Consider the following 11,850-nt stretch of genomic DNA (forward strand, 5'->3'; position numbering starts at 1 on the left):
ACCCTTGAGGAAACGTTCATGAATCGATCACGTTTCACGCTTCTGTCAGCCGTCGTGCTCATCAGTGCCTCAGCGTCCGTCATGGCGAAGGAGTGCAAGGGCCTTCAAGACCTGCAAAACCAGTCCAGCGGCAACAGTGCGATCAGCAGTCTGCTGCAATTGATCTGGTCCGATAACGAGCCCGTTGAATGCGGCGCCCTGACCTCAGTGCTGGACAGCGTCGTCAACGGCCGCAAAACCGGGGGCCGCAAGCTGGAGGAAGACCGCCCCTTCAATGCGCAGGCCGCCCAGGCCGATCTGGCCAAGGCCCAGGCCGATCCGGAGGTGCGTCAGCGACTGGAGAAAATCCGCAAAGAGGTGAGCGACCCGAAACGACGGCTGGTGTATGAGGCCGCCGCCCTTGATGAAGAGGGCTATTACGGTGCCAGAGACTTGCGCATCAACCAGCTCAAGCAACAGCTCAAATGACAGGCACGTGCCTGTCGGGGATGCCTCATGAATACGCAGGTCGCGTTTCACGGAGTGCTGGCGTTGGTCATCCTGACCAGCGCCTGCAGCACCGGGCAGATGTCCAATCCGTTCGACACCCACAGCGCTCAGCACCTCAAGGACATCGACAGCCTGCCGCCTCGGGCGCTGGTGGTGCTCGACAAACACTGCGCCGAACTGGTTCAGCCCTATCGACTGACCGACAACTTTGCGTCGTTGTCGGTGTTCGGGCTCAAGGAAGGCATGGAGGCGTTGCCCGGCCAGCTCAATAAAATGCTCGGCACCGGCGGGGCACAACCGACGGCCAGCAACGACACACTCAGTGACTCCGCCAAACGCGCCGCCAAACAACTGAACTGGATGCCGATGAGCGCCGAGGTGATGTACGCCGAACGCCAGCACAAGGCCCGGGAAGAGCAATTGCTCGCCCGCGATTCCAAGCAAGGACGCAAGTTTTACCCGGCGGCCGACAAGATGCTCAGCGATATTCTGGCAAGTATCCACGAGCCCTATGACTACCGCTTCAAGCTGTTCATTGTGAAGAGCGACAGCCACAACGCACTCGCCCTACCGGGTGGCTATCTCTATCTGGACAAGGGGCTGCTCGACACGCCAGAGATGCAGAAAAAGGCCTACTTCGCGCTGGCGCACGAAATCTCCCACGTGCTCCAGCGCCACGAAACCAAGGAGATGCAGAGCGTCGTGATTGACTCGTTCAGCGTCAAATCCGACCTGCTCACCCTGATGAAAAGCGCCTCGGGCAACCCCAAGGCCGTGGTGGATCGCATCAAGCTGGAGAAAGGCCAGTTCACTCGCCATCACATCGATCAGGAACTTCAAGCCGATTCCTGTGCAGTGAAAATGCTCAGCCGGGTCTACCCGAATCGACAGCAGCTGGGCGCTTCCCTCGATGCGTTCATCAAGGATTTGCCTGCGACCCAGGGCGAGCCGACGTCGAAAAAAACCGCCAGCCAGGCTGTGGCGATTGCGGGGGATGTCGAGGACATCGTCACGTCGCCGGCCTTGCGTCACCCCAATACCCAGGAGCGCAAAGCCAATTTGCAAGCGATCTACAAAGAGGTCTCGGCGTCGGGAGGGTAAAGTCCGCGATGGCGGCTCAGCCTGAGGGCGTGTCAGGCCGCCGAACGCTGTCGCGCTTCGGCGCGCACCACCAGCCAGATGCCCACTGCGGAAATCGCCATGCCCGACGCCATCTGCCAGGACAACGGTTCGTCGAACATGGCCCAAGCCCAGAGCAGGGTGATCGGCGGGCTGAGGTACAGCACGCTGGCGACCCGGGTCGCGGTGGTCCGACGCAGGCAAATCCAGTACAGCCCGTAGCCGCCGAGGGTCGACAGGGCGACGGTCCATACCACGCTCAGGACGAAGCCCGTGGTAGGGATCGGCGCCAGGCTGCCTTGGCTGCCCTCGATGGCGGCGAAGGCGAAGCTCGACACGAAACACTGCAACCACAGGTTGGGCAGCAGACCCATCGACTGCGACGTGCTGGCGTGTTTTTGCCACAAGGTCGCCACGGCGAGGGAGAACATGCCCGCCACCGGCAAGCCGTAGGCCCAGAGCGGCGCATCCCCCAGCACCAGCGCGCCATGGGTCACCCACAACACTCCGACCAGCCCGACGATCAGCCCCAGCCAGACCTGCCGTGCCAAGCGCTCGCCCAACGCCAGCGCTGCCAGCAATGCCATGCCCAACGGCAGCAGGTCAGCGCACAATGCGGCCAACCCGGCGGGTACGCCGAGCGCGATGCCTTGGGTCACCCCGGTCAGGTAGCCCGCCATGGCCAACAGCCCGATTCCGGCGTTGGTCAGCAGCACGGAAACCGGTGTCTTGAGCAGGGCGCGGAAGACGAACGGCAGTAACAGGAGACACACCACGATGCAGCGCCAGAACACCACCAGCAGCGCCGGGGCGTAGTCGATGGAGAAGCGCGCGCCGATGAAGCCGGAGCTCCAGGTCAGCAGCAGCCCCGCTTCAAGCAAAGGCAAGGGCAACGTGTGACGCCAGTGGCGGCGTGTCGGTTGGTTGGGTTGAATCGGAATGGGCTGGCTCATTCCCATAGGCTACGGAAGGGGAGTAATCTAATAAATCAAAAGATCATGCATCAGTTGTTCACCAGGATTGAACCATGACAGCCATTCTCGACATCGACCTGTTGCGCACCTTTCATGCGGTGGTGCGCATCGGAAAATTCAGCGCGGCGGCCGAGCAGTTGCATAAAAGCCCGGCCGCGGTGAGCGTTCACATTCAGCGTCTGGAGCAGGTGGCGGGCGGCCGGTTGCTGAACCGCGATAACCAGTCCATTTCGCTGACCGTGCTGGGCAAGCGGCTGCTGATTTCGACCGCCGATTTGCTGCGCACCCACGATCAGGCGCTGGCCGACCTGCACGGCACTGACCTCGCCGGGCGCATCACACTGGGAGTGCCGGACGAATACGCGACCCATGTCATCCGCGACATCCTGCCGACCTTCGCCGCCGCTTGGCCGAATGTGGTGCTGGAACTGAAAACCGGGCCGAGCTATGCACTGAGGGAGCTGGTCCAGCGCGGCAAATTGCAGACGGCCGTCGTGGCGCAGCGCAAAGGCGACATCGGCCCCGACACCCAAGTCCTGATGTCGACCACGCCTGTCTGGGTCGGCCCGACGAGCACGACAGTGGCGCTCAACGATCCGCTGCCCTTGGCGGTTCACGCGCTGCAATGCCCTTACCGCGAAGCCATGACGGAGTCGCTCAAGGCCTCGGGCCGCCGCTCACGCATCGTCCTCGAAAGCCCTTCCAATCATGCAGTCAAAGCCTGCGTGGAAGCGGGACTGGCCGTCAGTCTGATCGATCGCGGCAAGGTCACCGAACACATGCAAATCCTCGACGGCCTGCCGGTCATTCCCGATCACGACATTGTGTTCGTGCGCAGCGCGGCTTCACGCGGGGATGAAGCCGTGGACCTGCTGGCGCAGGCGATGCAGCAATCGTTTCGGTTGTAGGGCAGGCACTGTCGGCGGCCGATAGGTCCCTGTCGCTGCCGTCGTAACCTCCGGCGTCTCCCAGAGGAAATGGCTTCGAGACGAGGACCCGTGAACGACGCGAACCCTGTGGGAGCAGTCGGAGGTACGACGGCCGCGAAAGCGGTGCCAGGTCGGACTCACAGCGCAGACTCAGTGCCGCCTGCTAGGCTTTTAATCCCGTGCGATCCCCTCGGCAAAACCCGACAACCCTAAAAAGAGGATGCCCGCCATGTCGCTCAACACACCAGAAAAAACCCACCCTCACGACCTGATCATTTCCCGCGTGCTCAACGTCCCCCGCGCCGCGCTCTGGCGTGCGTGGTCCGACCCCGATCTGCTGAAAGAATGGTGGTGCCCCAAACCGTGGGTCACCGAGGTCAAGGCCTTCGATCTACGACCAGGCGGTGCCTTTCATACGCTGATGACCGGGCCGGACGGTGCCAGCAGCGGCAACCCCGGCAGCTTTCTGGAAGTGGTGCCACAGTCGCGGCTGGTGTTCACCTCCATGCTCACCGCCGATTGGCGCCCGGCCACGCCCTGGCTGGGGTTCACCGCCATTGTGACAATGAGCGATGAAGGCGGCGGCACCCGCTACACCGCCCACGTCATGCACCCCGACGAAGACACGTGCGAGCAGCATAAACAGCTCGGCTTCTTCGAAGGCTGGAACGCGGTGATCACGCAACTGGAGGCGTTTGCCGCGGGGCTGCGCTGAATCTTCAGGCAACCCTCGCACTGCCATCAGCTCGTCACGGCCTTGGGCATCGCTTTCTGCTCCCGCACTGACAGGATGGTCACTGCCGCGATCAGGCACAGTACGCCGCCGGTGAAAAACGCGGGCAGATAGCTCAACAGCGCCGTGCGCGACCAGCCTGCGCCAAATGCCGCAACCGCGGCGCCGATCTGGTGCCCGGCGAAGATCCAGCCGAACACCAGCCCGGCGCGCTCCGCGCCGAATCGGGACGCGGCCAGGCGGACCGTGGGCGGAACGGTGGCGATCCAGTCGAGGCCGTAAAACACGGCGAACACCGACAAGCCGAAGATCGAGAAGTCGGTGAAGGGCAGGGCGATCAGCGACAGCCCCCGCAACCCGTAGTACCAGAACAGCAGCCGACGATTATCGAACCGGTCCGACAGCCAGCCAGACGCCACCGTGCCGATCAGGTCGAACACCCCCATCGCCGCCAGCAGCCCCGCTGCCTTCACCTGTGAAATGCCGTAGTCGCCACACATCGGGATCAGGTGGACTTGCACCAGACCGTTGGTGGTGGCGCCGCAAATAAAAAAGGTGCTGAACAGAATCCAGAAGACCCGAGTCTTTGCGGCGTCACGCAAGGTGTTCAACGACGCGGCGAAGATCGACGCCGCACTGACAGGTGGCGTGGCAAGCGCAACGTCGCCGGTGTCGCCATACGGGCGCAGGCCCATGTCGCCGGGGCGATCGCGCATGATCATGAGCACGGCGAAACCCGCGACCGCGAGCATGACGGACATCAACATCAATGCCCAGCGCCAACCGTAGTGATCGGTGATATTCGCCAGAATCGGCATGAAGATCAGTTGCCCGGTGGCGGTGCTGGCGGTGAGCACGCCGATCACCAACCCTCGCCGGTGACTGAACCAGCGTGAAGCAACCGTCGCGCCCAGGGTCAGCGCGGTCATTCCTGCGCCGATGCCGACCGCGACGCCCCACAGCGCCACCAACTGCCAGACCTTGGTCATGCTCAGCGACATCAGCAGCGCGACCATGATCACCAGAATCGCGGTGATCGTGACGGTGCGCAGGCCGTAGCGGTTCATCAGCGCAGCGGCAAACGGCGCCATCAGGCCAAACAGCACGAAGCGAATCGACAACGCCGATGAGATTTCCAGCGTGTTCCAGCCGAACTCCATCTGCATGGGCACGATGAAAATTCCCGGCGCGCCCACCGAGGCCGCCGTGATCAGGGCCGTCAGAAACGTCACCGCAACCATTGCCCAGCCATAATGAATCCCGCGTCGGGCGAGCACCCCGCAAAGCCAGTCAGAAATCATGGACACCTCCGCTTAGCTGTCGAACGGCGCGTTGTCGATCAAGTCGCACACGTTCGGGCAATCGAAGCCGTGGATGTGCCGTCTTCCCACGTCCGCCAGCCCGGTGCCGATGGCGGTGTGCGGTTTCTTCCGCGCAACTTCGGCGACGGCTTGGGTGAACGCCGCCTTCATGCCAAGGCGCGGGTACAGCGCCAAGGTGTCGTCGATCAGCGACGGGGTGATTTCGTCGATGAACAGGCCCATGACGTCGACGTGGGCTCCCATGTAGATCAGGGCAATTTCCGGTTGTTTACGGTCGGCGATCCCGGCGCTGGAGTGCAGGGCGATAGCGTCCCAGACCAGTTGCGCCTTGGCGTCTGCATAGCCGTTGTCGAGCAGGAAACGGCTGGCGGCATCCGCCCCATCCACTTCGAAACGCTGGTCGGCCGCGAATGCCTCGGTCAGCCCGAGGTCGTGCATCAGGGCGGCGAGGTAAACGACTTCGCGGTCGTATTTCAGGCCACGCTGTTGGCCGAGAAAATCGGCGAACCACCAGGAGCGGTGGACGTGGTTGAGCAGGGCCTTGGAATGCACCCGCTCGACCAGCGCGCTGGCTTTGCGGGTCAGGTCGGTGTCCGGGGCAATGATGCCACCGAGGGAGATGGGAGAAGTCATGGCGCTTACCTGAGAAGTGGGTCTGCCGCTGAGTCTAGGGTCCTGCCATCGTCAGAATTGACTGTTTTCAGTCGATTCGTGCCAAGATCGTGTTCTTCATCCATTCAACCGGAGACGTCCCGTGACCACGCCTACCCGCCGCCAGACCCGGGCCTTGCACACGCCGCAGAAACGGGTCGTCATTCTGTCGTTACCCCCGGTGGACGCGCTGGACGTGATCGGACCGGCTGAGGTTTTCAGTTTCACCAACAGCTTGTTCGCCGCCGACGCGCCCCCTTATCGGCTGGAACTGATCTCTTCGAGCGCTGATGTGCAGATGCAAAGCGGCACCGGCATTGGCCTTCTGGCCCACAAGACGCTGGAACAGGAACGGCGGGATGACCTGCCGATTGACACCCTGATCGTCACGACCGGCTGGAAGACCCTCGGCCATCTGGATCAGTCCGCGCTGACATGGATTCAGCAGCGATCAACGGACGTGCGTCGGCTGTGCTCGATCTGCGTGGCGGCGTTCGCGTTGGCCGCGGCGGGGGTGCTGGACGGTCGGCGAGCGACCACCCATTGGGGCGTGGCGCAGGAGCTGACGGAGCGTTATCCCAAGGTCAACGTCGACCCGGACCCGATCTGGATCAAGGACGGAAACGTCTACACCTCGGCGGGGATCTCGGCAGGGATCGATCTGGCGTTGGCACTGGTCAGCGAGGACCTTGGCGACGCGATTGCCATGGAGGTCGCCCGCAACCTGGTGCTGTTTCTGCGGCGTCCCGGCGGGCAGGCGCAGTTCAGCGTCACCCTGCAATCCCAACGCACTGCGGGTTCGGGGCTGGAAGAACTGTGCGTGTGGATCAGCGAGCATTTACACACCGAACTGACCGTAGAGATGCTCGCTGACCGCATGTCCACCAGCGTTCGTACGTTGATTCGCCAGTTTCAGAAAGGCCTGAACACCACCCCGGCGAAATACGTCGAAGACGTGCGTCTTGAAGCCGCGTGCCGTGCGTTCGAGATGGGCGGGCGCTCCATGGAGGAAATCGCCCGCCGCTGCGGTTACAACAGCGTCGATGTGTTGCGCAAGGCGTTCGTTCGGCGTCTGGGGGTGACACCGAAGGAGTACGCCCTGCGTTTCGCGCCGCAAGACAAGACTTCCCTCGTCACTGTGTCCGACGACTGATTCAGCGCGATCGGAAAGGGCTAAACGCTCCCTTCGCTTTCCACCACCAGAATCCGCGCCACCCCCAGTGGGTGGGCGACGTGGGCGGTGCCGACCGAGGCGTAGAACACGTCGCCGGTTTCCAGGATCGTCGACTGCTCGACGCCGTCTGCCTTGAAATGCATTTCAACGCGACCGTCCAAAACGGCGAAGACTTCCTGCCCGTCGTTGACGTGCCATTTGTACGGCTGGTCGGTCCAGTGCAGGCGGGTGGTGATGCCGTTCATGTTGGCGATGTCCAGTGCTGCCCAGGCGCGGTCGCCCGTGAACGCTTTACTGCGAATGATCTTCACGAGGATTACCTTTGATCAATCCAGCCGTCGACACAGGTAGGCCTGGGTCTGGTAGGGGAAGTCGATGCTGTCGCGGCCGCGCAGGGCGGGGTGGGTCTTGATCAGCTCGCGCAGCTGTTCGGTGACCACGGCTTTCTCGGCCTCGGGCAGCGCGGCGATGAAGCTGACGGACAGAAAACGGTTCATGATCACCGTTTCCGCAGGGCCGGAGTGGCTGTAGTTGAAACAGGTGAGTTCGGGGTGGGCGAAGTGTGGGCCGCTGAAGGGCTGGCGCCAGTGGCCAGTGTGAAAGCGCGGGGTATCGCCTTCGTACGGCGTGATGATGCGGGTGATCTCGGCGACCCAGTCCACGGACTCGTCGCGCACGTTCCAGATCAATCCCAGACGACCCTCCGGTTTCAGCACCCGGTGTATCTCGGCGAGCGCCGCGTCATTGGCGAACCAGTGAAAGGCCTGGGCGCAGACCACCGCGTCCACCGTGCCATCGGCGAGGGGCAGGGCGTTAGCAGTACCTGGAACGATGGTCGTGTCCGGCAGACTCTTGGCGAATTCCCGGCGCATCGCTTCGACCGGCTCGACGGCGGTGAGGTGCGGCGTCAAGGGTGTCAGCAATCGCGTGAACTTGCCGGTGCCAGCGCCGAGGTCCACCACCGAGGCCTGCTCGTCGATCCCCAGCGTCCGCCTGAGCCAGATACTCAGTTCATCCGGATAATCCGGTCGGCCCTGAGTGTAGGCCCCCGCTTGCGTCGAAAACCCCACCTGAGCCGCTTTATGAACGACTGACATCTCAGAGACCCTCATCGTGGAAACGTGGCGGGCGCATTATGCGCCACTTTCCCTTCACTGAAGATGAACATCATGGCTTATGGCGCCACAGGTTCGGCCTGCATCATGCGCAGCAACGGCGCGTATTCGGCGTGGCTGACCGGCGCAATCCCGGAGGCTTTCTGTGATGCCAGAAACCCTGCCAGCCCTTGCTGATCGTTCAGCATCGCGGCGCGGATCTTTTCCTTCAGCGGGGCGCAGACACTGCCGCTGAATACGAAAGGGTCGTAGTAGATCGGTTCCGAACGCCACAGCACCTTGAAGGTGTCGCGCTGGATCAGGCCATTGATGAGGTATTCATCGGCGCGCACGCTGGACACGAACGCCGCGTCGGCCTTGCGGTTGATCAGGGCGTCCAATGACTTGTCGTGAGAACCCGAATAGGCAATGGAGCCGAAGAACTGCGCCAGCGGAATCCCGGTCAATCGGGAGAATTCAGTGTTCGGCACCAGGCTCCCGGAGGTGCTGGCGGGGTCGGTCAGGACCACGCGTTTGCCGCGCAAGGCGTCGATGTCGCTGGCGACTTCACTGCGGGCCAGCAGCAGGGCCTGATAATGATGACCGGCCGGGGTGAAGAAGCCGTTGTTGATGGTCAGGCTGGCAAAGGGTTCGATGCGCGGGTCACGCTGGTACGCGAGCATGTAGGACGCAGGGCCCAGCCAGGCGATGTCGACGCCGCCCGAGACGATGGCATCGACCACGCTCTCGTAGGATGAAGAAGGCACGATTTCCACAGGAATGCCGGTGGCACTGCTCAGCCGTTCGATCAGCGGTTTCTGTTCCTGGAGCAGTTCGTCCATGCTCTTTTTCGGAATCACCGCGATGCGCAGGCTGTGTTGGGTGCACTGCGCGGTTGAAAAGGGCGGTGCCGGAGAGGGCGCCGTCGGAGCAGGCGCGGCCACGCAGACGTTGAACATCAGGCCTGCCAAAACAGCGCCAAGGCATTTCACTGCGTGCATATGTTTTCCGTCGCATCCCTGTGAGTCGCGTCCGTTGGAGCCGAGTGAATGAAGGGCGGGTATTCGGCCAGTTGTGCCGCTGCCAATGGGCGGCTGAAGTGGTAACCCTGCGCCACGTCGCATCCGGCGATTTTCAGGCACACCACCTGTTCGCGGGTTTCCACACCCTCGGCCACCACCGTCAGCCCCAGGCGCTTGGCGAGAATGATGGTGGACGACACGATGGGGCTGTCGTCCGGGCTGTTGGACAGCGGCGCGATGAGCGTGCGATCGATTTTCAGCTTGGTCAGCGGCAGCGCTTGCAAGTGAGCGAAACCGGCATAGCCCTTGCCGAAATCGTCGAGGCTGATGTGCATCCCCGCCTTGCGCAGACGCTGCAGGTGCTCCACCGCGCGGCCTTCCTGATCGAGCAGCGTGGTCTCGGTGATTTCCAGTTCGAGCCATTGCGCGGGGATACCGTGTCGCGCCAGTTTGGCCAGCACCCGGTCGCTGAAATCGGCCTGATGCAATTGAATGGCGGAAACGTTGACCGCCAGGCGCAGCTGACGGCCTTCCTTGAGCCATTGTTCGAGGGTTTCGCAGGCCAGCCGCAGCACTTCCCAACCCAGCGCGATGATGAAGCCACTGCGTTCGGCGAGGGAGATGAATCGGTCCGGGTACAACAATCCGAATTCAGGGTGTTCCCAGCGCACCAACGCCTCGTAACCGTCGACGATCATGGTGTCGAGGCGAATCTGAGGCTGGTAATGCAGCACGAACTGACGTCCGCTCAGGGCATTGCCGAAGGCCTGTTCGAGCATGAACTCTTCGACATCGGCGACGTTCAGTGACGGGTCAAAGAAGCGATACTGGCCGCGACCCGCACGCTTGGCCGAATACATGGCGGCGTCGGCGCTACGAATCAGGTCTTCGACGTCCTGGCCGTCCCTCGGGCAAATGCTGACCCCAACGCTGGGACTGGTAGTGACTTCGTGATCGCCGAGGGAATAGATCGCCGAGAGCTTTTGCACCAAACCCCGCACCCAGCTGTCGATCTGTTCTTCAGTGCGTTCACCGGCCAGCAGCACGACGAACTCGTCACCGCCAAAGCGCGCCGCTTCGTCGTCGGGTTCCAGCATGCGGCTGATGCGCCCGGCCACGGCTTGCAGCAGCATGTCGCCGACCTTGTGGCCCAGGGAATCGTTGATCGATTTGAAGCGGTCCATGTCGATGAACAGAATCGCCATCAGACGCCGCTTGCCCCGTTGGCTGAAGAGCGTGCGGGCCGCGACTTCCAGAAATTGACGGCGATTGTGCAGGCCGCTCAGATGGTCGGTGGCGGCAGCGTGGCTGCTGCGCCGATGCTCGTCTTCCAGGCGATCGATCAACTCTTGATTGACCTGTTGCGCCTGTTCCAGCGCGTTAAATGCCTCCTGGCGCTTGCGCAACACCCGCAGGGTCCAGATCAGGCTGCCGAGAATCAACAGGGTCATGCACAGGTTCAGCCACAACTGGCGTTCGTAGGTCCGACGGGACGAAGCGAGGATTTCGTCGTCAGCCTGGCTCACCACGACACTGAAGCCCCGTTGCGGCACGCGCAGGTACATGCTCTGGTACGGAGTGTCCCGGGACATTTGCGTCAGCATCCCCGTCACCTCGTCGCCGGAAGACAGCTCGGGGGTCATAGGGACACCCGACACCATCACGCCGCTGCTGCTGATGCGCAGGCGTTCGTGACCGTCGTTGTCGAGCAGGCGCATCATGCCGCTTTGACCGAGGTCGATGTGTTCAAAGAGGGCGGCAAGGTAGCCGACGTCCAGTTGCACCATCAGAATGCTGTCCATCTTGCCGGTCGCTGAATCCACCAGTGGCAGCAGGAAGGGCAGGCGCCAGCTCGGCAGCAGCGTATTGGTCTGGATGGCAGGCGTGCTCGGCAACAAGGCCTTGTACCCATAGCGCTCGGCGTGCTGCTGCATTTGGCTCAGCCATTCCGGCGGCAGTTGGCGGAGCTCATCGAAATGGCTGGCGGACAGCAGCGTACCGTCGCTGCTGTACAGGCTCATGCGCTTGAACACCGGGTCTTCGGCCAACATGCGCACCAGCCCTTGGTGGCGCTGGCCGAGGTCGTCCATATCACCTCGCGTCACCCGGCCAATGGCCTGTGCCCGGTCAACCAGCTGGCGCAGGTTTTCGGCTGCGATGGTGGCCAGATTGAGGTGTTCGGCTGATTTGGCGGCAAGCGCTTCATGGTGCGAGGTGGCTTTCTGTTGGCCATAGAGCGCCCAGAGAAACACCAGCGTCGCGGCGCAGAGCGTCATCAGCAGGAGTTGGAGGAAACTGAGGGAGGAGAACGATCGGCGGACCACTGCATGTATTTCCTGCCGC

General features: G+C 62.5%; 12 protein-coding genes. 5 read left to right on the forward strand and 7 right to left on the reverse strand.

Annotated features, from left to right (window positions below):
• Positions 1-18 precede the first annotated feature (18 nt).
• Both ACWKWE_RS14000 and ACWKWE_RS14005 read left to right on the forward strand, forming a co-directional pair.
• The gene (locus ACWKWE_RS14000) at positions 19-468 is read left to right on the forward strand and encodes a hypothetical protein (RefSeq protein ID WP_483850843.1); all 450 of its coding nucleotides are present in this window, start codon (positions 19-21) and stop codon (positions 466-468) included.
• A 27-nt stretch (positions 469-495) separates the two neighbouring features.
• Complete coding sequence (locus ACWKWE_RS14005) at positions 496-1,590, forward strand: M48 family metalloprotease (protein ID WP_483850844.1); 1,095 nt, start codon at positions 496-498, stop codon at positions 1,588-1,590.
• 32 nt (positions 1,591-1,622) lie between these two features.
• Here the strand turns inward: ACWKWE_RS14005 and ACWKWE_RS14010 are convergent, their stop codons facing one another.
• Positions 1,623-2,489, reverse strand: coding sequence for a DMT family transporter (locus tag ACWKWE_RS14010; RefSeq protein ID WP_483850970.1), 867 nt, complete (start codon positions 2,487-2,489; stop codon positions 1,623-1,625).
• A gap of 146 nt (positions 2,490-2,635) precedes the next feature.
• Between ACWKWE_RS14010 and ACWKWE_RS14015 the strand changes: the two genes are divergently transcribed.
• Entirely contained in the window at positions 2,636-3,490 is an 855-nt protein-coding gene (locus tag ACWKWE_RS14015) for a LysR family transcriptional regulator (protein ID WP_483850845.1), read from the forward strand.
• Between the two features lie 250 nt (positions 3,491-3,740).
• Positions 3,741-4,226, forward strand: a complete 486-nt coding sequence (locus ACWKWE_RS14020; protein WP_483850846.1) for an SRPBCC family protein — start codon at positions 3,741-3,743, stop codon at positions 4,224-4,226.
• A gap of 26 nt (positions 4,227-4,252) precedes the next feature.
• Here the strand turns inward: ACWKWE_RS14020 and ACWKWE_RS14025 are convergent, their stop codons facing one another.
• Together ACWKWE_RS14025 and ACWKWE_RS14030 are read right to left on the reverse strand one after the other, a co-directional pair.
• The gene (locus tag ACWKWE_RS14025; protein WP_483850847.1) at positions 4,253-5,545 is read right to left on the reverse strand and encodes an MFS transporter; all 1,293 of its coding nucleotides are present in this window, start codon (positions 5,543-5,545) and stop codon (positions 4,253-4,255) included.
• Between the two features lie 12 nt (positions 5,546-5,557).
• Complete coding sequence (locus ACWKWE_RS14030) at positions 5,558-6,199, reverse strand: HD domain-containing protein (RefSeq protein ID WP_341958628.1); 642 nt, start codon at positions 6,197-6,199, stop codon at positions 5,558-5,560.
• Positions 6,200-6,320: 121 nt separating this feature from the next.
• On the opposite strand from ACWKWE_RS14030, the gene ACWKWE_RS14035 reads away from it, so the two are divergent.
• Entirely contained in the window at positions 6,321-7,370 is a 1,050-nt protein-coding gene (locus tag ACWKWE_RS14035; RefSeq protein WP_483850848.1) for a GlxA family transcriptional regulator, read from the forward strand.
• A 20-nt stretch (positions 7,371-7,390) separates the two neighbouring features.
• On the opposite strand, the gene ACWKWE_RS14040 is transcribed toward ACWKWE_RS14035, so the two are convergent.
• The 4 genes from ACWKWE_RS14040 to ACWKWE_RS14055 all read right to left on the reverse strand — a co-directional run bounded on the left by ACWKWE_RS14040 (position 7,391) and on the right by ACWKWE_RS14055 (position 11,831).
• Positions 7,391-7,702 (reverse strand): cupin domain-containing protein, encoded by a 312-nt coding sequence (locus tag ACWKWE_RS14040; RefSeq protein WP_166597384.1) that lies wholly within the window; start codon positions 7,700-7,702, stop codon positions 7,391-7,393.
• Between the two features lie 15 nt (positions 7,703-7,717).
• Complete coding sequence (locus tag ACWKWE_RS14045; RefSeq protein ID WP_483850849.1) at positions 7,718-8,488, reverse strand: class I SAM-dependent methyltransferase; 771 nt, start codon at positions 8,486-8,488, stop codon at positions 7,718-7,720.
• Positions 8,489-8,565: 77 nt separating this feature from the next.
• Entirely contained in the window at positions 8,566-9,486 is a 921-nt protein-coding gene (gene phnD, locus ACWKWE_RS14050; RefSeq protein WP_483850850.1) for a phosphate/phosphite/phosphonate ABC transporter substrate-binding protein, read from the reverse strand.
• Positions 9,474-11,831: a bifunctional diguanylate cyclase/phosphodiesterase gene (locus ACWKWE_RS14055; RefSeq protein WP_483850851.1), complete on the reverse strand. Its 2,358-nt coding sequence runs from the start codon at positions 11,829-11,831 to the stop codon at positions 9,474-9,476. Before ACWKWE_RS14055 ends, phnD begins: the two co-directional genes overlap by 13 nt.
• Positions 11,832-11,850: the final 19 nt, after the last annotated feature.

The sequence above is a fragment of the Pseudomonas salicis genome (assembly GCF_057128705.1).